This is a genomic window from Pedobacter sp. Bi126 (genome assembly GCF_918698245.1).
In the GTDB taxonomy this organism is placed as follows: Bacteria; Bacteroidota; Bacteroidia; order Sphingobacteriales; family Sphingobacteriaceae; genus Pedobacter.
Map to the genome: position 1 here is coordinate 385,808 of NZ_CAKKMS010000002.1, position 26,083 is coordinate 411,890.

General features: G+C 37.4%; 29 protein-coding genes. 12 read left to right on the top strand and 17 right to left on the bottom strand.

Going from position 1 to position 26,083, the window contains the following annotated elements; translation table 11 throughout:
* Nucleotides 1-89: 89 nt before the first annotated feature.
* A complete protein-coding gene (locus LQ201_RS06810) occupies nucleotides 90-755 on the bottom strand; it encodes a 2-C-methyl-D-erythritol 4-phosphate cytidylyltransferase (RefSeq protein WP_230140440.1) in 666 nt (221 codons plus the stop codon).
* Between the two features lie 58 nt (nucleotides 756-813).
* Nucleotides 814-1,863, bottom strand: coding sequence for a tRNA preQ1(34) S-adenosylmethionine ribosyltransferase-isomerase QueA (gene queA / locus LQ201_RS06815; protein ID WP_029278727.1), 1,050 nt, complete (start codon nucleotides 1,861-1,863; stop codon nucleotides 814-816).
* 200 nt (nucleotides 1,864-2,063) lie between these two features.
* Between queA and LQ201_RS06820 the strand changes: the two genes are divergently transcribed.
* Complete coding sequence (locus LQ201_RS06820) at nucleotides 2,064-3,308, top strand: ABC transporter permease (RefSeq protein ID WP_215127580.1); 1,245 nt, start codon at nucleotides 2,064-2,066, stop codon at nucleotides 3,306-3,308.
* Between the two features lie 378 nt (nucleotides 3,309-3,686).
* On the opposite strand, the gene LQ201_RS06825 is transcribed toward LQ201_RS06820, so the two are convergent.
* Nucleotides 3,687-4,883 (bottom strand): pyridoxal phosphate-dependent aminotransferase, encoded by a 1,197-nt coding sequence (locus tag LQ201_RS06825; protein ID WP_209435043.1) that lies wholly within the window; start codon nucleotides 4,881-4,883, stop codon nucleotides 3,687-3,689.
* Between the two features lie 113 nt (nucleotides 4,884-4,996).
* Between LQ201_RS06825 and LQ201_RS06830 the strand changes: the two genes are divergently transcribed.
* The 3 genes from LQ201_RS06830 to bioA are packed head-to-tail and all read left to right on the top strand — an operon-like array spanning nucleotide 4,997 to nucleotide 7,729.
* Nucleotides 4,997-5,983, top strand: coding sequence for a cation diffusion facilitator family transporter (locus tag LQ201_RS06830; protein ID WP_131031170.1), 987 nt, complete (start codon nucleotides 4,997-4,999; stop codon nucleotides 5,981-5,983).
* Nucleotides 5,970-6,422, top strand: a complete 453-nt coding sequence (locus LQ201_RS06835) for an NUDIX domain-containing protein (protein ID WP_230140442.1) — start codon at nucleotides 5,970-5,972, stop codon at nucleotides 6,420-6,422. The genes LQ201_RS06830 and LQ201_RS06835 overlap by 14 nt, the downstream gene beginning before the upstream one ends.
* A 2-nt stretch (nucleotides 6,423-6,424) precedes the next feature.
* A complete protein-coding gene (gene bioA / locus LQ201_RS06840; RefSeq protein ID WP_230140444.1) occupies nucleotides 6,425-7,729 on the top strand; it encodes an adenosylmethionine--8-amino-7-oxononanoate transaminase in 1,305 nt (434 codons plus the stop codon).
* 473 nt (nucleotides 7,730-8,202) lie between these two features.
* On the opposite strand, the gene LQ201_RS06845 is transcribed toward bioA, so the two are convergent.
* The 10 genes from LQ201_RS06845 to LQ201_RS06890 all read right to left on the bottom strand — a co-directional run bounded on the left by LQ201_RS06845 (nucleotide 8,203) and on the right by LQ201_RS06890 (nucleotide 15,523).
* Nucleotides 8,203-8,637 (bottom strand): SRPBCC domain-containing protein, encoded by a 435-nt coding sequence (locus LQ201_RS06845; RefSeq protein WP_230140452.1) that lies wholly within the window; start codon nucleotides 8,635-8,637, stop codon nucleotides 8,203-8,205.
* Between the two features lie 2 nt (nucleotides 8,638-8,639).
* On the bottom strand, nucleotides 8,640-8,957 hold the full coding sequence (locus tag LQ201_RS06850; RefSeq protein WP_029278720.1) for a helix-turn-helix transcriptional regulator: 318 nt from the start codon (nucleotides 8,955-8,957) through the stop codon (nucleotides 8,640-8,642).
* A gap of 83 nt (nucleotides 8,958-9,040) precedes the next feature.
* Nucleotides 9,041-9,457, bottom strand: coding sequence for a VOC family protein (locus tag LQ201_RS06855; protein ID WP_230140454.1), 417 nt, complete (start codon nucleotides 9,455-9,457; stop codon nucleotides 9,041-9,043).
* Between the two features lie 265 nt (nucleotides 9,458-9,722).
* Nucleotides 9,723-10,058: an MmcQ/YjbR family DNA-binding protein gene (locus LQ201_RS06860; RefSeq protein ID WP_230140456.1), complete on the bottom strand. Its 336-nt coding sequence runs from the start codon at nucleotides 10,056-10,058 to the stop codon at nucleotides 9,723-9,725.
* Nucleotides 10,059-10,074: 16 nt separating this feature from the next.
* Nucleotides 10,075-11,448, bottom strand: a complete 1,374-nt coding sequence (locus LQ201_RS06865) for an exonuclease domain-containing protein (protein WP_230140465.1) — start codon at nucleotides 11,446-11,448, stop codon at nucleotides 10,075-10,077.
* A gap of 126 nt (nucleotides 11,449-11,574) precedes the next feature.
* Entirely contained in the window at nucleotides 11,575-12,201 is a 627-nt protein-coding gene (locus LQ201_RS06870) for a hypothetical protein (protein WP_230140467.1), read from the bottom strand.
* Nucleotides 12,202-12,211: 10 nt separating this feature from the next.
* A complete protein-coding gene (locus tag LQ201_RS06875; protein ID WP_230141996.1) occupies nucleotides 12,212-12,565 on the bottom strand; it encodes a two-component system response regulator in 354 nt (117 codons plus the stop codon).
* Nucleotides 12,566-12,686: 121 nt separating this feature from the next.
* Nucleotides 12,687-13,445: a LytTR family DNA-binding domain-containing protein gene (locus LQ201_RS06880; RefSeq protein WP_230140469.1), complete on the bottom strand. Its 759-nt coding sequence runs from the start codon at nucleotides 13,443-13,445 to the stop codon at nucleotides 12,687-12,689.
* A gap of 163 nt (nucleotides 13,446-13,608) precedes the next feature.
* Complete coding sequence (locus LQ201_RS06885; protein ID WP_230140471.1) at nucleotides 13,609-14,691, bottom strand: sensor histidine kinase; 1,083 nt, start codon at nucleotides 14,689-14,691, stop codon at nucleotides 13,609-13,611.
* Nucleotides 14,692-14,782: 91 nt separating this feature from the next.
* A complete protein-coding gene (locus LQ201_RS06890) occupies nucleotides 14,783-15,523 on the bottom strand; it encodes a LytTR family DNA-binding domain-containing protein (protein WP_230140473.1) in 741 nt (246 codons plus the stop codon).
* Between the two features lie 288 nt (nucleotides 15,524-15,811).
* Here LQ201_RS06890 and LQ201_RS06895 point away from each other — a divergent pair, with 288 nt between their 5' ends.
* From LQ201_RS06895 to idi, 4 genes are all read left to right on the top strand, one after another.
* Nucleotides 15,812-16,087 (top strand): hypothetical protein, encoded by a 276-nt coding sequence (locus LQ201_RS06895; RefSeq protein ID WP_230140474.1) that lies wholly within the window; start codon nucleotides 15,812-15,814, stop codon nucleotides 16,085-16,087.
* Nucleotides 16,088-16,262: 175 nt separating this feature from the next.
* Nucleotides 16,263-17,165: a MerR family transcriptional regulator gene (locus tag LQ201_RS06900; RefSeq protein WP_230140476.1), complete on the top strand. Its 903-nt coding sequence runs from the start codon at nucleotides 16,263-16,265 to the stop codon at nucleotides 17,163-17,165.
* A complete protein-coding gene (locus LQ201_RS06905) occupies nucleotides 17,149-17,985 on the top strand; it encodes a phytoene/squalene synthase family protein (protein ID WP_230140478.1) in 837 nt (278 codons plus the stop codon). Before LQ201_RS06900 ends, LQ201_RS06905 begins: the two co-directional genes overlap by 17 nt.
* Nucleotides 17,986-18,528 (top strand): isopentenyl-diphosphate Delta-isomerase, encoded by a 543-nt coding sequence (gene idi / locus LQ201_RS06910; protein ID WP_230140479.1) that lies wholly within the window; start codon nucleotides 17,986-17,988, stop codon nucleotides 18,526-18,528. It begins immediately after the preceding gene.
* Between the two features lie 194 nt (nucleotides 18,529-18,722).
* Here idi and LQ201_RS06915 read toward each other — a convergent pair whose 3' ends face one another.
* Genes LQ201_RS06915 through LQ201_RS06925 form a run of 3 tightly spaced genes read right to left on the bottom strand, consistent with a single transcriptional unit; the run spans nucleotide 18,723 to nucleotide 20,090 of the window.
* Nucleotides 18,723-19,460: an endonuclease gene (locus tag LQ201_RS06915; RefSeq protein ID WP_230140481.1), complete on the bottom strand. Its 738-nt coding sequence runs from the start codon at nucleotides 19,458-19,460 to the stop codon at nucleotides 18,723-18,725.
* Nucleotide 19,461: 1 nt separating this feature from the next.
* Nucleotides 19,462-19,665: a KTSC domain-containing protein gene (locus LQ201_RS06920; RefSeq protein ID WP_230140483.1), complete on the bottom strand. Its 204-nt coding sequence runs from the start codon at nucleotides 19,663-19,665 to the stop codon at nucleotides 19,462-19,464.
* Nucleotides 19,666-19,709: 44 nt separating this feature from the next.
* The gene (locus tag LQ201_RS06925) at nucleotides 19,710-20,090 is read right to left on the bottom strand and encodes a hypothetical protein (RefSeq protein WP_230140485.1); all 381 of its coding nucleotides are present in this window, start codon (nucleotides 20,088-20,090) and stop codon (nucleotides 19,710-19,712) included.
* Nucleotides 20,091-20,201: 111 nt separating this feature from the next.
* Between LQ201_RS06925 and LQ201_RS06930 the strand changes: the two genes are divergently transcribed.
* The 4 genes from LQ201_RS06930 (at nucleotide 20,202) to LQ201_RS06945 (ending at nucleotide 24,170) form a co-directional block, all read left to right on the top strand.
* Nucleotides 20,202-20,390 carry a hypothetical protein gene (locus tag LQ201_RS06930; protein ID WP_029277933.1) on the top strand — a complete coding sequence of 63 codons (189 nt, stop codon included), beginning with the start codon at nucleotides 20,202-20,204 and terminating at the stop codon, nucleotides 20,388-20,390.
* A gap of 515 nt (nucleotides 20,391-20,905) precedes the next feature.
* Nucleotides 20,906-21,697 (top strand): HipA family kinase, encoded by a 792-nt coding sequence (locus LQ201_RS06935; RefSeq protein WP_230140487.1) that lies wholly within the window; start codon nucleotides 20,906-20,908, stop codon nucleotides 21,695-21,697.
* Nucleotides 21,675-22,058: a DUF3037 domain-containing protein gene (locus LQ201_RS06940; protein ID WP_230140489.1), complete on the top strand. Its 384-nt coding sequence runs from the start codon at nucleotides 21,675-21,677 to the stop codon at nucleotides 22,056-22,058. The genes LQ201_RS06935 and LQ201_RS06940 overlap by 23 nt, the downstream gene beginning before the upstream one ends.
* Nucleotides 22,059-22,256: 198 nt before the next feature.
* Complete coding sequence (locus LQ201_RS06945) at nucleotides 22,257-24,170, top strand: AAA domain-containing protein (protein WP_230140498.1); 1,914 nt, start codon at nucleotides 22,257-22,259, stop codon at nucleotides 24,168-24,170.
* Nucleotides 24,171-24,224: 54 nt separating this feature from the next.
* Here LQ201_RS06945 and topB read toward each other — a convergent pair whose 3' ends face one another.
* Nucleotides 24,225-26,078 carry a DNA topoisomerase III gene (gene topB / locus LQ201_RS06950; RefSeq protein WP_230140499.1) on the bottom strand — a complete coding sequence of 618 codons (1,854 nt, stop codon included), beginning with the start codon at nucleotides 26,076-26,078 and terminating at the stop codon, nucleotides 24,225-24,227.
* Nucleotides 26,079-26,083: the final 5 nt, after the last annotated feature.

Consider the following 26,083-nt stretch of genomic DNA (forward strand, 5'->3'; position numbering starts at 1 on the left):
CACCGATATCCATTGGTTTAGAAGTAGGGAACACTTTGAAATGGATGGATTAAAAAAGGAGTTTCAAAAATGAAACTCCTTTTTATGTTTTAATTTTTTAACAACAATTCGGCAAGCTCAAGATCGATTGGATAAGTGATTTTAATATTCCCTCTTTCTCCTTCAATGATATTAATCTCATAACCGATAGATTCTACCACGCTTGCGTCATCTGTAAAATGAGTATTGAATTCTTGGTTGTAAGCTTCTTTAAGAATGTTAAGGCTAAAAGTTTGCGGCGTTTGTACTAAATAGATCTCATCGCGTTTTAATGCCGTTGTTTTACCGTCTCTAAGCGAGCGTACGCTATCGCTTGATTGTACGGCTGCAATAACGTTTCCCTGTAGCTCAGCTTCATTAAAACAGTTGTCGATAAGAGATTTGGAAACGAGCGGACGAACGGCATCGTGAATGGCAACATAACTTTCTTCTTCGATAGCATGGATTGCATTTTTCACAGAGTGAAAACGCTCCGTGCCGCCATCGATAACCTGGTGTGGTACATGGAAATTAAATTCCTCACATAACCGGGTCCAATAAGCTTGTTGATCTTTGTTTAGAACCAGTAAAATTTTTGGTTGGGTATCACTTTGTGCAAAAGCTTTTATGGTATGCATCAAAACCGGAAGGTTTTTGAGCAGTAGAAATTGTTTTGGGGTTTCCGTTTGCATCCGATTGCCAGAACCGCCTGCTACAATTATAGCGTAGTATTTCATAGTTGAGCGTTTAGGGCGTGGCGTTTAGCGCTAAACCGCCAAACGCCAACCGCAAAACTTATATAATTAGCATGGCATCGCCATAGCTGTAAAATTTATACTTTTCTTTTACCGCAACTTCGTAAGCATTCATTACGTTCTCATATCCGCCAAATGCACTTACCATCATCAATAAAGTAGATTCTGGCGTGTGGAAATTGGTAATCATTGAGTTTGCAATACTGAAATCGTAGGGAGGGAAGATAAACTTACTGGTCCAATCGTTGGCCGATTTTAATGTTCTGTTAGCAGAAACAGCCGATTCGATAGCACGCATTGAAGTAGTACCTACCGCGCAGATTTTTCTTTTTTCCTCTAAAGCTTTGTTTACAATGTTTGCATCTTTTTGCTCGATAATAAATTGCTCAGAGTCCATTTTGTGTTTGGTTAAGTCTTCAACCTCAACAGTTCTGAAAGTTCCTAAACCAACGTGTAACGTTACTTCTGCAAATTCTATACCTTTAAGCTCAAGACGTTTCATCAACTCACGACTAAAGTGTAAACCTGCAGTTGGAGCAGCTACGGCACCTTCGTGCTTAGCAAAAATGGTTTGATAACGTTCTTTATCTTCAGCAGTGGCTTTACGTTTAATATATTTAGGAAGTGGAGTTTCACCTAAAATTTCAACGTTTTTTCTAAATTCTTCGTCAGTACCTTCAAACAGGAAACGGATGGTACGGCCACGTGATGTGGTGTTATCCACAACCTCAGCAACCAATAAATCGTCGTCGCCAAAATATAATTTATTACCTACGCGGATTTTACGTGCCGGATCTACCAAAACATCCCATAAACGTAATTCCTTGTTTAATTCACGTAGTAAGAAAACCTCGATGGTTGCACCGGTTTTCTCTTTATTGCCATATAAACGGGCAGGGAAAACCTTAGTGTTATTTAATATCATTACGTCTTTGTCATCGAAATAACCTAAAACGTCTTTAAAAATTTTATGTTCAATTTTACCGCTGTCTTTGTGTAAAACCATTAGGCGAGCTTCGTCGCGTTGTTCTGCCGGATTGTTGGCTACTAATGATTCTGGTAAGTTGAATTTGAATTGTGATAATTTCATTCTTGATGAATTTTTTGAGGTGCAAAAATACGAATTTAATTTTTCTTTTCCGTATTTTATCAAACGCAATTTATGTATATTATGTTTTAATCAATTTAAATCAAATAATACAGGGCGATTAATGCATTGTAGACATAAAATTAATTAGTTTTGAAGATAAGCTGTAACCTTTTGAAAAGCTTTGCATCTAACCTTTAATTATGATAATCTTTAGGCTAATAGGCGAGAGTTTCCGTTTTGCATTTGATGCATTGCGCCAGAATAAATTACGCACCATGTTATCGCTTTTGGCTATAACAATCGGTATTTTTACCATTATTGCTGTATTTTCTGCAGTAGATACCTTTCGCGGTAAATTGCAGTCCAGTGTAGATAAACTGGGTTCCAATACTATTTATATTCAAAAATGGCCTTGGAGTTTTGGCGATAATTACCCTTGGTGGAAATATATGAACCGCCCTCAGCCTTCATTGCGCGATTTTGAAGCCCTCCGCGAAAGAATTGAAAATGCACAAGGCGTTACATTCGAAATATCGACTAACGATAGGACGATCAAATACAGAAGTAACTCAGTAGAAGGGATTTCGGTATGGGCAGCATCGCATGATTTTAATAAAACCTGGAATTTCGAGCTTCAGGACGGCCGGTATTTTACCGAAAATGAGAGTAAAAACGGCTCACCTGTTTGTATTTTAGGTTCTGATATAGCCGACGGACTTTTTGATGGCGGTGCGCCAGTGGGTAAACAGGTCCAGATTTTAGGAAGAAGATTAACTGTTGTTGGTGTTTTCAAAAAAGAAGGAGAAGATATGTTGGGTACCTCTCTTGATAAAAACGTAAATATTCCGATTGCTTTTGCAAAAGGTGTTTTAGACATCCAAAGTGAGCGTTATGGTCCACAGATCACAGTTCGTGGTAAGGATAATGTGAATTTAGAAGAGGTAGAAAGCGAATTGAAAGGTTTAATGCGCTCCATCCACAGAATCAGACCTGGCCAGGAAGAAGATTTTGCACTAAATAAAACCACCATTATTTCTAACCAGTTAGATTCGATGTTTAAAATGGTAAATATTGCTGGTTGGGTAATTGGTGGGTTTTCGATCCTGGTTGGTGGTTTCAGTATTGCCAATATCATGTTCGTATCGGTTAAGGAACGGACCAATATTATCGGCATCCAAAAATCGTTGGGGGCAAAAAACTATTTTATCCTGCTTCAATTCATATTCGAATCAATTTCGCTTTGTATTTTAGGTGGTTTGCTGGGTTTATTACTGGTCTTTCTGCTCGCCTTGGGCATTGGTGCGGCCACAGATTTTCATATTATACTGGGCTTGAACAATATTGCCTTAGGTATCGGCATATCAATAATCATCGGCACTATCTCTGGTTTTTGGCCAGCATATTCAGCATCAAGATTGGATCCGGTAGAGGCCATTAGAAGTTAATTTGCAGTTAACGGTTTCTGGTTTTCAGTTGCAATGCCCTTAGTTGATAAACCTTATTGCAGTGGAAAACCCACAGCGTAGCGAGGATTTGTAACGGAAAGAAGGACTGGATTCTCCGATGAAATGCTTGCTTTCATTTTCTGAAAAAATAGAAGGCTACATAACTCACTATATCGTCATTTCGAGCGGAGTGAAACGGAGTCGAGAAATCTGTTGCAATAGATCTCTCTCCCGAAATTCGGGACTGGGCTTCAGTCGAGAAGACGAACCTTTTTCTTGAGATAACGGTGATATAAATAAAAAAAAACCATGTTAAACTTAATTAACATGGGTTTTTATGATGATGTTGCTAACTGCAAGCGGTTGACTTCAAACTAACTAAGCTAATTTACCTAAAGCTTCTTTAATTCTTCTTAATGCTTCAACCAAACTCTCGTCAGATGCTGCGTACGATAAACGGATGTAGTTGTTGTTACCAAACGAATCGCCACCAACTGTTGCTACGTGACCAACGTTTAATAAATATAAAGCCAGGTCTGAAGAATCTTTAATTACATTTCCGTCAGCATCTTTTTTACCGAAGAACGAACTGATTTCTGGGAAAAAGTAGAAGGCACCATCAGGAAGATTTGTTTTTACACCAGGGATTTCGTTTAATAAATTGTAAACCAATTCTCTACGGCGTAAAAATGCTTCTTTCATTTCTAAAACACTGGCTAAACCTTGCTCGTAAGCAACAATTCCTGCTCTTTGTGCAATAGAACAGGTTCCTGAAGTAGTTTGTCCCTGTAATTTATCGTTAGCTGCTGCAATTTCTTTATTAGCGGCAATATAACCTAATCTCCAGCCTGTCATGGCGAAAGCCTTAGAGAAACCGTTAACAATGATTACACGGTCTTTAATACTATCGAATTGAGCAATAGACTCATGTTTATCAACAAAGTTAATATGCTCATAAATCTCATCAGATAAGATGTAGATATTAGGGTGTTTTTCGAAAACAGCAACCAGCGCTGCTAATTCTTCTTTGCTGTAAACCGAACCTGTTGGGTTACATGGCGAAGAAAACATAAATAATTTCGATTTCGGCGTAATGGCTGCTTCTAACTGTGCAGGAGTGATTTTGAAATCACTTTCTATGTCGGTATCAATAAAAACAGATTTTCCTTCTGCAAGGGTTACCATTTCTGAATAAGAAACCCAGTAAGGCGTTGGGATGATTACCTCATCATCCGGATCAATCAAAGTTAAAATAACATTCGATAAAGATTGTTTTGCACCTGTTGAAACCACGATCTGAGAAATATCATAATCCAGGTTGTTTTCTGTTTTTAGCTTGTTTACGATGGCCTGGCGCAGGTCCGGATAGCCCGGTACCGGCGAATAACGTGTGTAATTTTCGTCTAATGCCTTTTTAGCTGCGTTTTTTACGTGATCGGGTGTATTGAAATCGGGTTCACCAACGCTTAAACTAATGATGTTAATACCCTTAGACGCTAATTCGCGGCCAAGTTTGGTCATTTTAAGGGTTGCAGATTCAGATAGACTGTTGATTCTTTTGGATAAGGTGCTCATGGTTAATTACTTTGAGCGCAAATATATAAACCAAATATTATTCTGCACTAAAAAAGACATAGTTTTTCTCATTTAATTTATTCGATAAGCGTATTTTTGAAAAAAATATCCTGGTGTCGGTAAAAAAGAAAGCTATAATAATTTCTCTGGTGGTGAGTGTGGTGCTGATGTTGGCCAAGTTTGTTGCGTATTTTATTACGGGATCGAATGCCATCTTAACAGATGCAGCAGAGAGTATTGTAAATGTAATAGCAGGGAGTTTTGCCTTTTATAGCATTTACCTAAGCACACAACCCCGCGACGAAAATCATCCTTATGGACATGGAAAAGTTGAGTTTTTCTCGGCTTTTGTTGAAGGGATATTGATTCTGATTGCAGGAGTTGTTATCATTTTCAAATCTTCGTACAACCTTATTTATCCTCATTTGGTAGGAGAACTATTGACAGGAACGCTGATTATTGGTATCACGGGCTTGATTAATCTGATTGTGGGCCTATACCTCATCAATGTAGGTAAAGATGAACATTCTGTTACATTGCAGGCTGATGGTAAACATTTATTAACTGATACGTACACCAGTGCGGCGATTGTTGTCGGCTTAATCTTAATTCAGCTAACAAATATTATTTGGCTAGATAGCTTGCTTTCTTTTTTGGTAGGCTTTTATATTGTTTATTCTGGTTATAAACTTACCCGTGGTTCGGTGGGTGGATTAATGGATGAAAGTGACTTTACACTTGTTGAAGAAGTGGTAGATGTTTTACAAAAGAACAGGCACAACCCGTGGATTGATGTGCACAACCTGCGTACCCAGCAATATGGTCCTGAATTTCATATCGATTGCCATGTAACATTGCCATATTATTTTGACTTAAATAAAGTTCACCGCGAAATCTCACAGATTGATGAACTGATCAATAAAAACGGCTTCCGCAAAGCAGAACTCTTCATTCATGCAGATCCATGCTTGCCTGAGTGTTGCCATTATTGCCATATGAGTGAATGCCCGGTGAGGGCAGAGGCCTTTAAAAAGGAAATTGTATGGACACCAGAAATAGTAATTAAAAATAAAAAGCATTTCGAAAATGAGCTACTTTAATGTTAGGGTCTATGGATTGTTAATTAACCAAAATAATGAGGTTTTGGTAAGTGATGAGGAAGAATATGGCTTTCGTTTCAGTAAGTTTCCAGGTGGCGGTTTAGAACTTGGCGAAGGATTAATCGATGGATTAAAACGTGAGTTTGTGGAAGAGTGCGATGCTGAAATTGAAGTATTATCTCATTTTTATACTACAGATTTTTTTGAAAAATCATCATTTAACGATAGCCAGGTAATTAGTGTGTATTATATCGTTAAAGAAAAAGCGCCTTTGCACCTGGCCTTTAAAGATGTTATTTACGATTTCGATGGAGAAGGTGAAATTCTTCAGGTTTTCAGGTGGGTGAAAATTGAAGATTTAAATATTGATGATATTACCTTTAAAACAGATAAAACCGTAGGCCAGCTTTTAAAAAATCAATATTCAGTTAAATTATAATCATGATGCCCGATTCGTCCAAACGCCATACTCCAGATTCCCAGCTCAATTTAACTGAACGCGATCAAAAGGTAATCTGGCATCCCTATACCCAAATGAAGAATGCACTGCCCCACATCCCGATTGTTAAGGGAGAAGGGGTGTACGTTTTTGATGAGGGTGGTAAACGGTATATCGATGCGGTTTCATCCTGGTGGGTAAATATTCATGGTCATTCGCACCCTTATATTGCACAAAAAGTAGCAGAACAGCTCAATGTGCTTGAACACGTGATTTTTGCAGGTTTTACGCACGAGCCCGCTGTACTACTTGCAGAAAGGCTTTTGCCCATATTGCCTGGCAAACAGGATAAAGTTTTTTATACCGATAACGGATCAACTGCAGTAGAGGTAGCCTTAAAAATGTGCCTGCAGTACTGGGACAATAAGGCCACACCAAAAACGAAGATTTTAGCCTTTAAAAATGCCTATCATGGCGATACTTTTGGCGCCATGTCTGTTAGCGGCCGCAGTATTTTTACCGATGCTTTTAACAGTCTACTGTTCGATGTCGAATTTATCGATCTACCAAATGAGGGTAATATCTCACATCTCGCATCTCATATCTCGAATCTTAAAGATACCGCTTGTTTTATCTTCGAACCACTCATTCTAGGATCGGGCGGGATGTTAATGTACGAATCTAAATATTTGGATCAACTTTTATCTGCCTGTAAAGACGCCGCAATTTTAACCATTGCTGATGAAGTGATGACGGGTTTCGGTAGAACAGGAACTTACTTCGCTTGCGAGAAATTAACTAACAAGCCTGATATTATTTGTTTAAGCAAAGGTTTAACTGGTGGAACAATGCCATTAGGGGTAACGACCTGTACAAAAGAGATTTTTGAAGCATTCTTAAGCGACGATAAATTAAAAACACTTTACCACGGACACTCTTTTACAGCGAATCCGATTGCTTGTGTGGCTTCTTTAGCGAGTTTGGATATTCTGTTAAAAAGTGAAACACTTCTTAATATTAAGCGGGTAGAGGCCAAACATGCTGTTTTTCTTGAAGAAATTAAAACGCATCCTAAAGTTAAAGCAATTAGGCAAACGGGAACAATTATTGCAATAGAGTGGGAGACTGGCAATGAAACCTCTTATTTAAGTAATCTGCGTAATTTATTGTATGCGTACTTTTTAGAGAAGGGAATTATATTAAGGCCATTAGGCAATATTATCTATATCCTCCCGCCGTATGTAATCAGCGATGAAGATCTCGATTATATTTATGCAGCCATAAAATCGGCTTTAGAAGAGGTATAGGTGCTTTTGTGGTGGCAGGAGGCTACAGCCAGTAATTATAACATAGCTTAAAACGCTTGTCAGTCTGAGCCTAGTCGAAGACCTTTATAAGTTAAAAATCAAAAAAGATTGTCCTTCGACTACGCTACCATTGACGTTATTCTATAAACAACTATTAATCAATATTTTAGTCACCATCGAATTTCCATCCAGCTAGGCCATAGCACGGTATCCCCGTTCTACTTAAATCCGGCCTAACAAATTTTTCGGGCTCCACCGACCCAGCCTACCCACTAGCTTTGAAAGAAAAATTTTCAGCCGGTGTTTTTTGTTTCTTTTTGACAGCAAAAAGAAAGAGCCCCATCGGCGGCGGCGAGCCGAGGCAAGGATGAGCCTCTGGGCAAAAAAAAGATATGCGTCATTCATATTGATTTTTATACAATAAATTATCCCTCAGGATGACAATCTTTTTTGATTCATCGAAGAACTTAATGTTAAGATTTAGGCTCTAAATAATTTTTAAGCGCATCATTAACAAAATAAGTCCAGCCGCCATTGAAACTTGTTTTGGCAAAGTCAGGGCCGTTTTCAGCAAAGCTTTCTATACCACTATGTGTTAATTTCAGCCTTGTTTGCTCGCCTTGCTCAAATAACTCCCAACTTACCACCGAATTGCCTGGATAACCGTCATATCGCCAAGTGTAGGCGAGTTTCCTGCCCTCAACAATTTCGGTTATTTCGCAAAGATGTAAATATTGAGGTCCATCATCGGGGCCACCAGAAAACTCAAACTTAAAGCCTACTTCCGGTTTAAAGTTTTCCAATTGGAAATACCACTGTTTAATTTCATTGTTATCGGTTAAAGCTTTCCAAACTTTTTCGATAGGCGCATTATACACCCGTTCTGCAATAACTGGTTCGTTTTTCATCTTTATTTTGATTTAGTGTCTTTTGATAAGTGTATTTCTAAAGCATCTAATTTGCTTGTCCAAAAAATACGGTATTGTTCTACCCATTTAGATACTTCTGCTAGTTTTTGAAATTGTATGTTACAGTACCGGTCACGGCCTTGTTGGGTAATTTCTACTAAACCACATTCTGTTAAAACTTTAATGTGCTGAGAAATGGCAGGCCTGCTCATGTCGAAATTTTCGGCAATTGCATTTAGATTTAAGGTGTTATGCGCAATCAGATTAATGATTTCTCTTCGGGTAGGATCGGCAATGGCTTGAAATACATCTCTTCTCATAGAATTAATTGCGTAAGTAATTGCTTACAAATATAAGCGTAAGTAATCGCTTACGCAAATTTTAGTTTATTTTTAATGAGGAATTAACCCAAGGGCATTTTATTCATATCCATGTAAAGAATACTCCATCTTTGGCCATCCAGGTCAACAAAACCACAGCCATACATCCAGCCATCTTTGTAGCCTGGCTCGCCATAAAGTGTACCACCGGCAGCTACTACTTTTTGAGCCAGATCATCTACTTCTTCTGGACTTTCTGCGTCAAAGGAGAATAATACTTCGCCGCCATTGCGTTTATCGGCAATACTGGTTCCTGCAAAACCTTCGTACAAAGTTTCTTCAAAAAGCATAATCGCTAAATTACTTTCTCCCACTAAAAAGCACGCGGAATCTTCGCGGGTGCCATACTGAAGATTAAGCGTAAAACCGAGCTGCGAGAAGAATGTTTTTGACTTGTTAATGTCCTTTACCGGAAGGTTTATCCAAAGTGATTTTATCATAACGTTTTATATTTGATGTAAGTAAAGATAGGTAAGCAGCTATAGAGTTGCCCTTGCTAAAAAAGAAAATTAACAGGGCTGTTTGAGACAATTTAGGTTATCGTGATTAGCTTATATTTTCTTTTATTCGTTATATGGTTAAAGCATTGCGGCAATATTGCGTCTTGTAAAGCATAGTACTTTATTAGTCTACGTTTTATAATCTTTTAGGCTTAACTGGTTGGCGAAGTTATTGTGCTAATTATTAACATGTTAGGGATTGTCTTTAAGTTTTGTACTTTTCTGAAAGCTTCTTTGAGGCTACATTGCAATAAGAAAGTGTAAGTGCATCGACAAGCATTTCGTCTGTTAATGCTGTTAGGTCAAAAATTGTCCAGCCTTGTTTGCCCCAGGCTCCGGTAGCCGGCCATATGCTGTTGCGATCAAAATCACAGAAAACAGACTGATCAATTGCCGATAATTTAAATGTTGCCTCCCCTTTCTGAATATTTAGCGTAGCAAAGATCTTTTTATTTACCCGGAAGGAAGTTTTTTCGAAATGTGGCAATTCAATAACTTCATCAAAAGATAGGCAATGAGCTATAAATATTGATGAATCCATGGCGTGTAGTTAAACGTTACAATTTATACAATTTCTGTGGATGTTGTTCTGCGTAATTCAGAATTAAATTTAAGATATAACTGTTGGACTGATAGATAGAAAGATCATTTTTGATTGGCGCCAGACCATCAGTAAGATAGTTCTTATCGGTGAAGTAGCCCATTCCATAAAATTTTCCATTCTCTACAACCAAACAGCTAAACTCATTGTCTTTTCTGCCTTCATCCACCAATGCGAAACTTGGTTGTTGTTTCTGGATATCGGCCAATGCCGTATTTAATTTTTTATTATAAACACTAACAGTTTCTATTCCGCTACATGCGCCAAAACACTGCCCATTTTCATGTGCATAACATTTAGTGGCCGTTTTTTGCAGGTAACAGAGCTTTGCACAAAGCTGGTATTTATCAACCAGTTGGTTTAAGAAATTATAACCTTCCAATAAACTGTTAAAACTCTGGAAGGAGTTGTTGTTTTTTTTATGTTTATCTATCGCTAAGCGCAAATAGCCGTTTTGATCTTCGAAAATATATAAATCATATTTATGCTCATAACGTTTCATTGCCCGGTTGTTTTCAGGCCAAAGGCGTTTTATTTCATTGGCTTCTAAAATGAGCGCCATTAATTCGGTACCACAAATTACATGGTCTACATCATGAATCGTGCGTAAAAAATCCTGGCGTTGCCGGTTAGGTGTATTGCCTGTAAAGTGACTGGTTACGCGTTTCTTAAGGTCTTTAGCTTTTCCAACATAAATAATCTTGCCCTTACTATCTTTAAAATAATATACACCTGGTTGATGAGGTAACCTCAGGATAGAAGCTTTATCTAAGTGCGGCGGTAAAACCTGCTCTTTTGATGTTTTCTTCAGCATTTCCGCAATTATGCCTTCCTGATCGTATTCTAGCAATAAATTGAATAGGATACTGGTCGCATCTGCATCTCCCGCTGCCCGGTGTCGGTTTTGAATCGGGATCTGCAAGGCTGTACAAAGTTTTCCTAAACTATAGGAAGATTTGCCAGGAATTAGTTTTCTGCTCAATCTTACCGTACACAGCTTTTTGCATTGTAAATCATATCCTGCAGCGGCCAAATGATGCTTTAAAAAGGAATAATCGAAGTTTACATTGTGCGCCACAAAAATCTTATCGTTTAATAACTGATAAATCTGTAAAGCTACATCATCAAAGGTTGGGGCATCCGATAACATGTTATCATCAATCCCTGTAAGCGCCGTAATGTAAACGGGTATAGGCTGTTTCGGATTAATTAGGGTAGTGTAAGATTCAACTATTTCATTGCCATCATGGATGTTAATGGCAACCTCGGTAATACCATTTGCTGAGGCATGACCGCCAGTGGTTTCGATATCTACAACTGCGTATAACATTAAATTAATTTGAAATACAAATCTATGCTAAAATAATTAGTATGAAAATAATTTTGATTATTTCTTTAGCATAAAAAAAGCGGTTATGTATTTAACGTAACCGCCCTGGTATTTTGTATGTAAATATTAAAGTTTACTTAACAGCTTGCTTAAATTAGGTTTAATGCCTATAGAAATTGGTACAGTGTTAAAAGCCCTGTTCTGGATTTTACTAAAGCCATACATGTAACTGGCCTCGACAAATAAATTGGCACCTCCAATATTGTATTCAATACCGGCCCCACCTTCGGCAATACCCAAACCATTTGATTTATTATCTTGGGTAACCTGCAGGGTTGTGGTATTCACGCTAGCCTGAGGCGTAAGAATAAAACCGCCACCAGCACCTGCAAAACCATAAAAAGCCCATTTGTTTACAATTTTACGGTACCCTAAAGCAACATTTAGCAAGTAGGTGGTTGCTCGGCCTTTTTGTAAGGTATAGGTATAACCCGCATCTGGCGTTATCTGGTTAAAAGTAAAAGCATGTAAACTTGCTTTAGGATATAAGAACAAACCGCCTTTGCCCAAACCCAGGTTTAAACCTAATGATGTTGAAAATTTTGGCTTAAAATAATCCGTAGTTTCGCCCATTGGGAACGCAAAGCCAATTCCACTCATGGAATAGAGTTTATCTGGTCTGCTTTGTGCTTTTACTTTGATTGATACTGTTGCGCATAACAACAGAAGAGATAGTAGTAATTTTAATTTCATATCTGATTTTTTAATTTTCGGTTAAAGCACTTACTTTTTGGAGCAAATCTGCCATATTAAAGGGTTTTTCTAAATAATCGTCGGGATGGTATTGTTGCGATGTAATATAATTTTCATCGTACCTGGCCGATGCCATAATAATAGGGATGCTCGCTGTTTCAGGATTTAACCTTAACTTTTTAAACACAGCACGCCCATCCATCCCATTTAACATAATGTCTAGAATAATCAGATCGGGACTGAAATCTCTTATTGTTTTAAAAATATGCCGTGGCGATAGTAGTGGATAAACTTTATAATGTTCGGTTTCTAATACATCCTGGAAAACTTCTAATACATCTGGATCATCATCCACGACCAACACTCTTTTCAAAACAGATAAATCAATTAATAATAAAATAGATTATCCTAATACAAAGTTTTTGACTTAATGTTTTGATTATGCCTTAAAAATTGATCCGATGCTGATGTTCGAGTATTAAAGACTACATTATGGTGCCAGGACGGGGTTTTTCCTGAAGCAAATTGTTCTTGATAAAATTTGCAAAAAGCTCTATGTATGTGCCCGAAACAGTAAATGATGTTTCGCCAGAAAGCAGTATTTTATTGCCGAGTACACTTTTGATATGCTGTTTTGCAATAACAACAGAAGGGTTAATCTGGATAAATGCTGAATGCTTTTTTAACATTTTCAAAGTCTTGGTAAAATTAGATTTTGAACTTAGAAAAGCATTTTTTGTAGTTTTAAATTGAATATCTTCCCCCATTTCTTCTATGGCAATCAATTCATTCAGCTCTATTCTTACCAAATCAGCATTTTCTCCTTGTAAGGGGATGTAAAAAAAATGATCGTCGAAAATGGAAAAAGGATGTTGTGCTTTTTTTCCAGTCGGATAGAGGTTGTTTATTGTTTTCGTAAAATGTAAAATAGAATAGGGTTTAAGCAAATAAGCATCCGCATCAACTTTAAAAGCATCAATGGCATACCGTGGGTGCGCCGTAGTGAAAACCAGGTGTTTTGTTTTTTGCCTTAATAGGGTTGCCAGTTCGATTCCGGAAAGTGAAGGCATTTCGACATCCATAAAAATAATATCGACAGGATTAGATACCGATATTTCTGCCAGGGCTTGGAGCGGTTCAGTAAAAGTTTGGATAAGCTTTAAATCAGGCAGTTTCTCCATATATGCTATTAAACTCTCTAGGGAATGAGGGTCGTCATCAATAGCGATACAACTTATTGACATTTTTTATAGGTTTAGTTGATGCAAATTACAATTTCAACCATTAAAATGAAAAAAAAACACATTCGAAACGGATTTTTATGTATTCGGCAAGGAAAATCAGCTTTTCTTTTGAGATTATTGTGTAATTTGAAATTTTAAACTAAAGTTATTAAAGCAGGTTTTCTTATTTGATTTTAATAACCAGCATTACTTTGAAAAACTGGTCTGAATCAGTAAAGTAGCTGAATTCAACATTTTTGCCATAACTGTAAGCTAAGCGCTTCTTTATGTTTTCCAATCCAGAACTTAAGCCTGAGTTATCTTTAATTGCTTTTATTAAGTTTGAAGTTTCTATTATAAGTCGATGATCTTTGATGCTCAAACTCACTTCGGCAGGATGTAATGGCGTAAGCAGTTCGCCATGTTTAAACATGTTTTCTACCAAAGTGGTTAATACTAAAGGAATGATTTTAGTATTACGTATCTCGTCATCATACCAGAAACGGAGCTGTACCTGGTGATCTTTACGGAGCTGGTGCAGGTTGATGAGGTTTTCTACCTGGTTAATCTCCTCATCAAGCAAAATAAATTCTTTATCCTGATTGCTGTCAACCGAATAGCGCATCATCTCTGCAAGAGAATGAATAGCTTCTGCGGCAACCGGAGAAGAATCTTTCGCGTTCTGATAAATAAAATCTAAAGTATTAAATAACAGATGAGGCTGTATCTGTGCCTTTAAAAAGGCATTTTCCGATTTAGCTATCTGGATAATGTTATTTAACCGTTGTTTTTCCAGGTCTTCAATCTTTTTCCGTTCTTCGAGAAAATTAAGGAGAAAATAATAACTGGTAGCGAAGCACATAAAGTATATGGCCCGGTAAATCGGCGCAGCAAAAAAAGCTGCATTAAATATCAGTTTAATAGGACCATTATAATCTGTATAATTAATTACGATATAATCTAAACAAACCGTTAGTATTAAATAAGCACCTAGTTCGAGTAAAGTAAACAGAGGTAATTTCCACCATCTTTCATTAATCTTTTTCAGGGCCGAAGCCAAAACTACATGCGCGTGGAAATAAAATGTAGCGATGTTTAAGCTATAAAAAATAACATAAGTGCTCAGTGTAGAGAATCTGCCAACAAAGATGCCAATGATTATGGCCTCGTAAAATATGAATATGGTCCAACCTAAAATATGAAGTTTTTTGTCAGAAAACCAGGCTGAAATTTTGTGTAATTTGTTTTTTTTAGCGATAAGCGTCATTGGCTAGTTGATTGAGGAACGGCTATATATGCTAAACAATAAAACCATAAGCGTTTAATTGTTTAGATAACGAAAATACTAAAAAATTAGTTTAAGAGCGGTTAGTTTTAATCGTTTTCTCTTTTATGTAATCCTGTATGTTCTCCCGGTAACTATTTCCAATGTTGATGGTTAAATCATTAATCATTTTTAGTGTACCGCCCTCTACTTTCTCAATGTAGTTTTTAGCAATAATAAATGAGCGGTGTGCCTGGGCAAAATTCTGATAGTCTTTTAAAATAATCTTAATCTCTGATAGTGCAATGTATGACACAATGGTTTCGTTTAGGGTGAAAATCCTGACATAGTTTTGCAGGCTTTCTATCGCAACGATATCCGTATACCTTACCTTAATCAAATTGTTCTTCTCATTTTTATTTCTTACAAAGAAATAATCATCCTCTTTTTTAATACCAACATTCGGTAAGCTGGGGCTAAGGGGAAATAATCTGTTTATGGTCTCCGCAAAACGGGCAAAGGTATATGGTTTTAATAAATAAGCGCTTGCATTCATTTCAAAAGCTTCATAGGCATATTTAGAATGCGAAGTGGTAAAAATTAATTTGTCTGTTTTATGCCTAATTGCTTTTGATAATTCTAATCCAGAGATCATAGGCATATCAACATCTATAAAAATAATGTCAACCTGATCTCCTGCGGTAATTTCGTTTAATGCCTGTAATGGATCTGTATACGAGTTTATTAAATGAATGTTTGCGAGATGACTGATATATGATTTTATACCGTTGACGGCGTGAATGTCGTCATCAATTACGATACATGTTAATTTCATTAGGTATGTTTTAAGGTTAAACGAAATTATAGGTTGCTTTTTAAATAAAGAAATTATTTTAGGTCTGCAACGATGTTTAGTTGGTTTTTGTAGTAAATATGATACGTATATGTTTTTTTATGCAAGAAACATGATCAGCGAAAACCGACGATGAAAGGCTTTTATAAAAAGAATAAAACAATTTTATTTAATTACTTGTATAACAATATATTGCATTTTGAATCGTAGTTATTAATAGATATATTTAATAACCCAATAATCATCCCTAATTACCTAAAACAATATCCCATGAAAAATAGAACCCGCACCGCCAATAGATTAAACGTGTCTATTACCAAAAAGGTTATTGAACTGCAGGAGCAAGGTTACGACTGTGATTTTCTGCTACTGGCTAATGGTAGTTTACATTGCATGCAAACCAACTTAAGCTATCCGCTAAGTACGGTTGCTATTAAACAAAGGGAACATGGCTACGATTTCTTTAGCCATTCTTATAAAAATGTGCATACCATCGAAACAGGTAACGGCGAAAGAGGTGTATTGCTTACCGAAAAGGTGTTTTAACCGGTTACTTTATGCCTTTAATCAGTAGTTAAAATTTACTGCGTTTAGCAGGTATTTCATGCGAACTTAATGATTACGATGCATACAATATCAGACGATATATTTAGGGCATTTTAGTAAAAACTTTTTTTTCTTCTTTTTGTTTAAATTTTATTGAATATATTTAAACAAAATAATGACTTATTCTATTTCAGATCTTGAACAGCTTTCGGGCATCCATTCTCATACCATCAGGATCTGGGAGCAGCGGTACAATGCACTGAGTCCGATGCGATCTCAAGGGAATACGCGTTTATATGATGATAAGCAGCTCCGAAGACTATTAAACATCGTAAGCTTAAATAAAAGCGGTTTAAAAATTTCTAAAATCTGCAGCCTTTCTGATGAAGCGATTGATAAATTGCTCGACCAACAGTTCTCATATCCTACTGATGATGAGCAGGCAGATTATGTTTCGCAACTTATTAGGCATGGTTTGGCTTTTGATGAGCACTCATTTAATCATTTAATTGATCAAAGCATTGATCAGTTGGGACTTTCAGATTGCTACCGGAAAATAATGTATCCATTGTTGGTCCGTTTGGGCTTAATGTGGCGAAAAGACGATATTTGCCCTGCACACGAGCATTTTTTATCAAACATTATCCGTCAAAAAATATTTACTCATATCAATAATCTTCCTTTAACAAGGCATGCTGGCGAAAGCTGGCTTCTTTTTTTACCGGAAGACGAGGATCATGATATTGGGCTGCTTTTTGCCAGTTATATGCTGAGGATGCACCATCATCAAGTTATTTTCTTAGGAAGCAAAGTTCCGTTGGATTCAATTAAGCGGATATTTTCCACATTAAATGTAGGCCATGTTTTGCTTTTTATGATAAAGTCAAGATCAGAACCTAGCGCGCAAAAATACGTAGATGAATTGTCTGAAATATGCTCATCCGCTAAGATCCATCTTGCCGGAAATAGTGAGGTAATCAGTAAACTAAACAATATCGAGCACATCAACTGGTTTAAAACGCTCGATGAATTTGAAAAAACAATACAATACCCTGTTTTACATGAAAGAAATTTTTGATCAACTATCTGCCAATTGTAGCCGGCTTACCACTAAGTTGTATAGTACCAGCTTTTCTTATGGTATTTATTTTCTTGGTAAAGAACTGCGTCAACCCATACACTCCATTTATGGCTTTGTACGTTTAGCAGATGAAATTGTAGATAGTTTCCATCAGTATGACAAGAATTTTTTATTAGAAAAATTTAAGAACGATACTTTCGAAGCCATTAGCCTGGGTATTAGTTTAAACCCCATTTTAAATTCATTCCAAAGGGTTGTAAATCAATATCAGATAGATCAGGAGCTGATTGTTCTTTTTCTGAGGAGTATGGAGATGGATCTTTCTACGCAAGAATATACACCAGAACTTTACAACGAATATATTTTAGGCTCCGCAGAAGTGGTGGGTTTGATGTGTTTAAAGGTTTTTACCAATGGCAATATTGCAGATTACGAACAATTGAAACCTTACGCCATGAAATTGGGCTCTGCATTTCAGAAGGTTAATTTTTTGAGGGATGTGAAAGCTGATCATCAAACACTTAGTCGAAATTATTTTCCCAATGTTAATTTAGCCCTATTCTGCGATCGTCAAAAAAAAGAAATCGAAGAAGAAATTGAAGCCGAATTTGCAATGGCCTTAACTGGTATTAAGCAGTTGCCTACAGCATCCAGAAATGGCGTATATTTGTCCTATATCTATTACAAAAAGTTATTTGCTAAGATAAAGCGCTTAAGTGCTGAAAAAGTCATGACTGAAAGGATAAGAATTTCGAACACGCGTAAAGTTGGTTTGATGTTTGGTTCTATTATCCGTAATAAGTTAAATGTAATTTAAATGGAAGAACAAGTTATTCTGGTTGATGAGGAGGATGTGCCAAAAGGACAGATGGATAAAATGGAAGCGCACGAGAAAGGTGTATTGCACCGTGCCTTTTCTGTTTTTATTTTTAATTCTAAACGCGAATTATTACTGCAGCAGAGAGCAATAAGCAAATATCATTCTGCAGGTTTATGGACAAATACCTGTTGCAGTCATCCTCGGATTGGAGAAAGTAATATCCATGCTGCAAAAAGGAGATTGATGGAAGAAATGGGGATGGACTGTGAATTGAACTATCTATTTAAATTTACCTACAAGGCAATATTTGAAGATGGATTAACGGAACACGAGGTTGATCATGTTTTTTTTGGCATGAGTGATGAACTACCGGTTATAAATCCCGATGAAGTAGAAGCCTTTAAGTATATGGATTTGCATACGCTAACACAGGATATTGTGGTTAATCCGAGTGCCTATACGCCGTGGTTAAGAATCTGCTTGGATAAAGTTGTAGCGCACGTATCAACGGCTAAAACAAAAAACGGGCATACAGCCTAAGCCATATACCCGTATCTAAATTAACGCTCTCGAGGACAAATATAGGACTAGTTTAGAAAATTCCTAAAAGATTAACATTTCTTTTACTTTAAGATTATAGTTTGTTGTTTTGATAAAAGATGTGCAATAATTTAAATGCTTAACATTTAGTGGTTTATATTTCTGAGTGGAAATTTTAAGCCGAAAAAATATTTCTAGCTAGCGTATAGTTTTTGGCATTTTTTACAGAAATAAGTTTGCCGGTGTGTTTTTCCGATTTCCTTTTTCTCGATTTTATGTTTAAGTGGGCACTCTTTCTTACTATATACTTCCCAATGCTTACCTAATGTATTTTCCTTTTTCCACTTTAAAAAATCAAAACTATAATTTCTGGCTTCCTTAACCAGTGCCTTTAATTTTGCAGGTGGCAAATTTTCAATTTTGGTTAAGGGATGTATACGGGTACGGTATAAGACCTCGTTTTTAATAATATTACCCACTCCACTAAAAATCTGCTGATCCAGCAATACATCGCAAACCAATGCCTGGGGTTTTTCTTTTAACTTTTTAATAGCTGCATTGCTGTCCCACTCATCAGCCATTACGTCGTTTTCCCAGTGGTAATGTTTTTTAACGTTTCCTTCCAGGAGGTCAACTTTGCAGGTATAAAAGTTTAACTCATCTTTTTTAAAGATGAGTCCCAATTTTAATGGCGCTTTTTTACACTCATTAATTAAATAACTTCCAAATAACATAAAATGAATACGGATTGTGAAATCGTTAAAACAGATCAGGAAATGTTTACCCCAACTCTTAAAATCCTGGATCTTTTCATGAAGCAATCTATCCTTGTCGAAATTTGCATTGCCTGCTACTTCCAGTACCTCCGGTTTACCCAAATGGAGCGCTTTGATTAAATCTTTTAGTATTACTATTGATGGACCTTCGGGCATATCATTCTTCTTCTAGTTTCTGGAATTTAAATTTATCCTTAATGTGACGGTTAAAATATCTTCCTTTCGATCCGGAAGCCTTTAACATCTTGTAAATTTTTTCTGGGACCTCTTTATATTGATAAATCATATCGGTTACAAAGATGATTTTCAATGTTTCTGTAGCTGCATCATAACTAAAATATTTGATTACTGATGATGGCATAATATTAAATTATACCTTAAAAACAGCTACTGTTACAAATGGTTTCAATCGTTTTTGAGTGCTGATTCTTCCCGTTGAGCTTTAATCTTTTCCTTTTTCAGATCGATACGGATAATATTATATAAACTCATATAAACATTTGCTACCCATATTATCGAAAAGAAAGAAATAAGGTAACCACGCCAATCAGGGTAAAGTAAGGTGAATTTGGTAATAAAAAGCAGTATCGCGGTTACATAATGACTGAAGCAATATTCGCATGTAAAAACATAAAAAAACTTTCTTTTTGCCAGTTGATCGCAGTTTTTAGAACGGTTTACACAGAATTCACGTGCTTCTTTGAAAATTTCTTCTTTTGTAACTGTCCATGCGACGCAAGCTACGGGTAAGGCCATAATGAAAAGATAATAGATGTGTGCTTCCATAGTAATTAAATCAGGGTATAAATACAACCTTAAACCATTGAAAATGTTTATTAAGCGATAAACATTTTGATTATATTTATGTTAATTAAAATATATCTAATTATTAGTTTTATGGAAAGATCAGAAATCATATCTCTACTTGAGGTAATCAATCAACAGGTTAGTTCTTCGGTTTTAGGTGGGATGGAAGAAGAATATGAAGAATTAGAAAGCATGGGCCTGATTAAAATTAACCGCGATTCGGTACAATGGTCGTCTGCTATGACGCCTGCAGGAAATGCATATTTAGGACACGATTAGTTGGGTTAGCGTTGATACAGGAAATGGCTAACTTCTCATGATTTGGAAAGCAGTTGGAGTGGTTCTTCGCTTAAAGTAGTCCCGCCCCCGTTTCTGCCCCGATGAAGAATCGTGGCATTTCACTATGGTCGGGTTTAGGTTGATTGTTCCCTGCTCATAGCTTCCTTTTCCTTGCGCTAGCCAAATTACTTAACACTCCTGACTTTAAAATAAATTACTGTTTAAGCCATGTAGCCCTGATGGAAATGGAAATCCCTTTTGGGCCTCGTTGAATTGTTTATATCGGGTTTTAACCAAAAGGATTGGAATGGACAGCAGGACTGAACCCTACCTAATGGCTACTGGCCTTGCGCTTCAAAAAAAATAACTGTTTATTTTTAACGATTGATCAGCAGACTTCCCATCAGGATCTTTACGACTAAACTTTGACCAATTTATTGTTGGAATTCTGCTAAATTTGCAGCAAGTTTAGAATTGTGCCCTAAATAAAATAAAAGGCCATTCTATCTGCAGATATGAACGATTTACAACTTAGAACGGTAAATGTAACCAGATACGTTACGCCTTTGCGCGAGGGTGGCTCTATGCCTGCCATTGCGGAAGCTGATGATAACTTTTTATATGTACTTAAATTTAGAGGGGCAGGACAGGGCACCCGGGCTTTAATTGCCGAACTAATTGGTGGCGAAATAGCCCGCTATTTAGGTTTGCGTGTACCTGAATTGGTTTTTGCCAATTTAGATGAAGCTTTTGGGAGAACAGAACCCGACGAAGAAATACAGGATCTGCTAAAAGCCAGCGTGGGCTTAAATTTGGCACTACACTATTTATCTGGTGCAATAACATTCGACCCGACTGTAACTACTGTTGATGCTAAACTTGCCTCGCAGATTGTATGGCTAGATTGTTTTTTAACCAACATGGACCGTACCTGCAGAAACACCAATATGTTGCTGTGGCATAAGGAGCTCTGGCTAATCGATCATGGTGCTGCATTATATTTTCATCATTCTTGGCAGAATTGGGAAGAGCAGGCTATTAAACCCTTCTTTTTGGTTAAAGACCACGTATTGTTACCGTGGGCTACTGAACTCGAAAGTGTAAATGACGAATTTAGTAAACTACTTAGCCCTGAAAAGATCGAATCTGTTATTAATTTAATTCCTGATGATTGGTTGGAAGGCGAAACGAACTTCGAAAGCAAAGCAGCACACCGTAATGCCTATAGGCATTTCCTTACTACCAGGTTAACCCATTCAACTATATTTTTAAAAGAGGCGCAGCATGCAAGGGAAATTCTTATTTGAGTATGCTGTGATTCGCGTAATGCCAAGGGTAGAACGTGAAGAATTTATTAATGTGGGCATTATTTTGTTTTGTGCCAAGCAAAAATTTCTAAAAAGTGTTTTTTCCCTCGATGAGAAAAAAGTAAAGGCTTTTTCTGCAGAGATAGATTTAGAAGAACTAAAAGAGAACTTATGTGCTTTTGAAAGAATAAGTATGTCTGCAAAAGGATCAGGTCCCATTGGTCAGTATGACCAGGCTTCTCGTTTTAGGTGGCTCACAGCAACCAGAAGTACGGTAGTGCAGTGCTCAAAAGTACACCCTGGTTTTTGCGATGATGCTGAAGAGACTTTGTTAAGGCTGCATAACGAGCTTGTTTTATAGCGCTATGCGCATGGTGCTTGGCGTTAAGCGTTTGATTTACCTTTAAGAACAAATATTTTCAGCTCTTGAATAGTGTATCAAGCTAGCAGTCAGGCAATTAAGTAATTAATCAGTTTGCGATTGGCAGTTTTTAGCTGACAATCATGCAATCTAACAATTAAGCAATACAACAATTTATACAGTTAACCACCCTTTCCCTTGCCAAAAGAATATTTCAAAAAACTCCAGGATCTGCTCGATACCGAACGCAACGAAGATTTACAATCGTATTTAAAACTTACTGAAAATACTTCGGCCGCCGATAGGAGGGCCTTGGGTTTAACCTGGTACCCTATTGCAATCAGGAATACCGAGATAGGCCGTGGCGATTATTTAACTGTAGAGTTGGAACGGACTACCCATCAGGATTTTTCTCATCAGTTCCGTTTTGGTTCGGCGGTGGTATTATTTTCTAATCACGATGCCAAAGAAGACCGGATAGAGGGGATTATAAATCACCAAAGTGGCAGCAGGATGAAAATCAGCTTCCGTGTTGATGAATTACCAGACTGGACCAGAGATGGCAAACTCGGTGTAGACTTACTTTTTGATAATAACAGTTACGACGAAATGCAGGGTGCCCTTAAACAGGCTACGCATTTGGCAGAAAATGAATCGGAAAATAAACTGATCCGTATTTTAACGAAAGGAGAAAAACCTTCATTTCGGGGCGAAGAGAAATTTATCATTCCAAATATGTTAAACGACTCGCAGCAATTAGCGGTGAATAAAATTATTGCAGCCGATCATTTGGCTGTGGTTCATGGTCCACCGGGCACTGGAAAAACGACAACACTTGTGCACGCTATAAAATCGTTGGTTAAACACAGCGATCAAAAAATCCTGGTGGTAGCACCAAGTAATACTGCTGTTGATTTACTTACTGAAAAATTAGCGGCTGAGGGGCTAAAAGTAATCCGTGTAGGGAATCCGGCAAGGGTTTCAGAAAGATTGCTTGCGGCTACGCTTGATCATCAAATGGCCGATCACCCGGAGATGAAAACGATTAAGGCTTTAAAAAAGCAAGCCAGTGAGTATAAAAACATGGCCCATAAATATAAGCGGAGCTTCGGCAAAGCAGAACGGGAGCAACGTAAGGCCTTGTTTGATGAAGCGCATAAAATTGGAAAGGAAGTAGAAAAAACGGAGCAGTACATTATGGATAATCTGTTTACTAAAGCACAGATTATTACCGCTACCCTGGTAGGAGCCAACCATTATACTGTTCGGAATTTAAAGTATAATACCATTGTAATTGATGAGGCTGGCCAGGCTCTGGAACCTGCCTGCTGGATACCGATTTTAAAAGCACAGAAAGTAATATTAGCTGGCGATCATTTTCAGCTTTCTCCAACTATAAAATCAAATGAAGCAGCCAAAAATGGTTTAAGTAATACTTTACTAGAAAAAGCAGTAAATCTTCATCCAGAGTCGGTTGTGTTGTTAAAAGAACAATACAGAATGAACAAAGATATTATGGGTTATTCATCTCAAGTATTTTACAAAAATGAGTTGATAGCGCATCAATCTGTTGCCGATCATTTATTGTTTACCGGCGATCAAGCGATTCAATTTATCGATACTGCAGGCTGTAGTTTTGACGAAAAATTAGATGGAACAAGTACAACCAATCCTGATGAAGCTGCATTTTTGGTCAAACATTTAACGAATTTGGTTGCTAGTTTGACAGATAAAACCTTAACTGATAGTTTTCCGTCTGTTGCCATTGTTTCGCCTTATAAACAGCAGGTTCAGATTTTAAATGCATTGGTTCAGGAAAATGAAATTTTAAATCCATATCGCAATAAAATTGCAGTTAACACCATTGATAGCTTTCAGGGGCAGGAACGTGATGTGGTTTATATTAGCCTTACCAGGAGTAATGGCGACGGAAGCATTGGGTTTTTATCAGATACCAGGAGAATGAATGTTGCCATGACGAGGGCAAGGAAAAAGCTGGTCGTTATTGGCGATAGTGCTACTTTATCGAAATCTAATTTTTATGCTGAATTTATCCAGTATGCTGAGCGATTGAACGCATACCACAGTGCCTGGGAATTTATGGAGCTATAACCATAAAATTGTTGCTTTTTGCAACTGCTTCGCATGATATGACGCAAGTTGATGTTAAGCCTTTTCCAGTTTCTTTTCTTCTGCGAGTTTGGCCGATATACTGGCTCCTGCAATTAACAGTTCGTGCGTAATGGTTTTGGTATATTCTGTGATTTCTGATTTAAAATCTTTTACGGATGAGCCTGAACGTATTTCTTCTAATCTTTTTTCCCACTGTCCGGTAAGTTCAGCCTGCGCTATCTGTTTATCTTTAACCACTTCGTAAACAGCGAGTCCTTTATTGGTAGGTACAAGATTTCGCTTTTCCCTGGTAATATATTCTCTGGTGATTAACGTTTCGATAATGGATGCACGCGTTGCCGGCGTACCTAAACCACTATCTTTCATGGCATAACGTAATTCTTCATCTTCAATCTCCTTGCCGCATGTTTCGAGCGCTTTTAATAACGAAGCCTCGTTGTACATTGGCTTTGGTTTAGTCTGCTTTTCTAAAAGAGATTTTTCTGTTATAGGCAATAGTTCTCCAACAGCAACCTTTGGTAAAGCTGCATTGTCTTCATCTTTTTTATCATCTTCAGGGTCATTAAAAACAGCTCGCCAGCCCGCAGAGCGGATTACCGTTCCATTGGCCACAAAAGTAACTCCTGATTGAATGGTTATTTTGGTTAATTCTTTAAGACATTCCTGGTGAAAAGCCTCAATCATACGACCAATAACCATATCGTATACAGCCTGTTTATCTGCACTTAGTCCATAAGCCTGCTCGCCTGTTGGTAAAACAGCATGGTGATCGGTTACTTTTTTAGCGTTAACACTTCGCTTATTTAAAGTAATGGTTTGCAAAAATTGTGCTTGTTTTCCAAAATCAGCATGATCGGTAAATTTTGCAATCAAATCTGGAACGCCTGCAAAAACGTCATCACCAATGTAGCGCGATCCGGTACGGGGGTAGGAAACCAATTTGCTCTCGTACAGGTTTTGCAAAATATTAAGTGTTTGATCAGCAGTATATCCCTTTTTCTTATTGGCTTCTTGCTGTAAACTACTTAAGTCGTGCAATAACGGAGGTGGTTCTTTTCTTGGCTTTGCTTCTACAGCCGTAATGTTTCCTCCTGCAGGAAAGCCAGAAGCCACATCCTCTACAAGCGCAAATAACTTTTCTACTTCTTCCTTTTCCTTATAATTCGAAGTTGATATAGCCTTAAATGTCTGCTCATCCTTGGTCAGCAAAATACTGATCTGATAATAGGTTTGAGGAACGAAATTTTTAATCTCCAAAAAACGAGCACAGATCATGGCCAGGGTAGGCGTTTGTACCCGCCCCAATGAAAGAACTGTTCTGTTACCTGCCGAAATACTTAGCGCCTGTGTGGCGTTCATTCCCACCAGCCAGTCTGATTCTGAGCGGCAATGAGCCGAATTAAACAGGGTATCGTAATCGGTTCCCGGTTTTAAGTTTCTGAATCCATCTTTTATTGCTTCATCTGTTTGCGAAGAGATCCAAAGGCGTTTGAAAGGTTTTTTGCATTTCAGGTAATAATAAATGTACCTGAAAATTAATTCACCCTCACGCCCCGCATCCGTTGCCACAATAATTTCACTCGCCTCATCAAAAAGTTTTTTTATGGTGTCTAATTGTTTTCGCACTGCCGGATCTTCTACAAAACCATCTTTTGTTTTAATCTTTCTAATGGCAAGTTTAAACTTTTGCGGAAGCATAGGTAAATGTTGCTTCCTCCAGCCAATAAAACCATAATCTTGAGGGGGAGCCAATTGTAACAAATGCCCGAATGCCCAGGTAAAAGAATATCCTTTACCTTCAATGTATCCATCTTTTCTGGTGGTTGCTCCGAAAACTTTAGCAAGTTCACGACCAACAGAGGGCTTTTCTGCAATTACAATCTTCATGAATG

Bases quoted from the DNA above. Each gene is read 5' to 3' on its own strand.
- LQ201_RS06845 (WP_230140452.1), bottom strand. From the start codon at position 8,637: ATGAAAAACGAACCAGTTATTGCAGAACGGGTGTATAATGCGCCTATC.
- LQ201_RS06940 (WP_230140489.1), top strand. From the start codon at position 21,675: ATGCAAGGGAAATTCTTATTTGAGTATGCTGTGATTCGCGTAATGCCA.
- idi (WP_230140479.1), top strand. From the start codon at position 17,986: ATGGAAGAACAAGTTATTCTGGTTGATGAGGAGGATGTGCCAAAAGGA.
- LQ201_RS06885 (WP_230140471.1), bottom strand. From the start codon at position 14,691: ATGACGCTTATCGCTAAAAAAAACAAATTACACAAAATTTCAGCCTGG.
- LQ201_RS06865 (WP_230140465.1), bottom strand. From the start codon at position 11,448: ATGTTATACGCAGTTGTAGATATCGAAACCACTGGCGGTCATGCCTCA.
- LQ201_RS06855 (WP_230140454.1), bottom strand. From the start codon at position 9,457: ATGATAAAATCACTTTGGATAAACCTTCCGGTAAAGGACATTAACAAG.
- LQ201_RS06925 (WP_230140485.1), bottom strand. From the start codon at position 20,090: ATGGAAGCACACATCTATTATCTTTTCATTATGGCCTTACCCGTAGCT.
- LQ201_RS06850 (WP_029278720.1), bottom strand. From the start codon at position 8,957: ATGAGAAGAGATGTATTTCAAGCCATTGCCGATCCTACCCGAAGAGAA.
- LQ201_RS06920 (WP_230140483.1), bottom strand. From the start codon at position 19,665: ATGCCATCATCAGTAATCAAATATTTTAGTTATGATGCAGCTACAGAA.
- LQ201_RS06880 (WP_230140469.1), bottom strand. From the start codon at position 13,445: ATGTCAATAAGTTGTATCGCTATTGATGACGACCCTCATTCCCTAGAG.
- LQ201_RS06860 (WP_230140456.1), bottom strand. From the start codon at position 10,058: ATGGATTCATCAATATTTATAGCTCATTGCCTATCTTTTGATGAAGTT.
- LQ201_RS06820 (WP_215127580.1), top strand. From the start codon at position 2,064: ATGATAATCTTTAGGCTAATAGGCGAGAGTTTCCGTTTTGCATTTGAT.
- LQ201_RS06870 (WP_230140467.1), bottom strand. From the start codon at position 12,201: ATGAAATTAAAATTACTACTATCTCTTCTGTTGTTATGCGCAACAGTA.
- LQ201_RS06915 (WP_230140481.1), bottom strand. From the start codon at position 19,460: ATGCCCGAAGGTCCATCAATAGTAATACTAAAAGATTTAATCAAAGCG.
- LQ201_RS06835 (WP_230140442.1), top strand. From the start codon at position 5,970: ATGAGCTACTTTAATGTTAGGGTCTATGGATTGTTAATTAACCAAAAT.
- bioA (WP_230140444.1), top strand. From the start codon at position 6,425: ATGATGCCCGATTCGTCCAAACGCCATACTCCAGATTCCCAGCTCAAT.
- LQ201_RS06890 (WP_230140473.1), bottom strand. From the start codon at position 15,523: ATGAAATTAACATGTATCGTAATTGATGACGACATTCACGCCGTCAAC.
- LQ201_RS06935 (WP_230140487.1), top strand. From the start codon at position 20,906: ATGAACGATTTACAACTTAGAACGGTAAATGTAACCAGATACGTTACG.
- topB (WP_230140499.1), bottom strand. From the start codon at position 26,078: ATGAAGATTGTAATTGCAGAAAAGCCCTCTGTTGGTCGTGAACTTGCT.
- LQ201_RS06930 (WP_029277933.1), top strand. From the start codon at position 20,202: ATGGAAAGATCAGAAATCATATCTCTACTTGAGGTAATCAATCAACAG.
- queA (WP_029278727.1), bottom strand. From the start codon at position 1,863: ATGAAATTATCACAATTCAAATTCAACTTACCAGAATCATTAGTAGCC.
- LQ201_RS06905 (WP_230140478.1), top strand. From the start codon at position 17,149: ATGAAAGAAATTTTTGATCAACTATCTGCCAATTGTAGCCGGCTTACC.
- LQ201_RS06895 (WP_230140474.1), top strand. From the start codon at position 15,812: ATGAAAAATAGAACCCGCACCGCCAATAGATTAAACGTGTCTATTACC.
- LQ201_RS06900 (WP_230140476.1), top strand. From the start codon at position 16,263: ATGACTTATTCTATTTCAGATCTTGAACAGCTTTCGGGCATCCATTCT.
- LQ201_RS06810 (WP_230140440.1), bottom strand. From the start codon at position 755: ATGAAATACTACGCTATAATTGTAGCAGGCGGTTCTGGCAATCGGATG.
- LQ201_RS06825 (WP_209435043.1), bottom strand. From the start codon at position 4,883: ATGAGCACCTTATCCAAAAGAATCAACAGTCTATCTGAATCTGCAACC.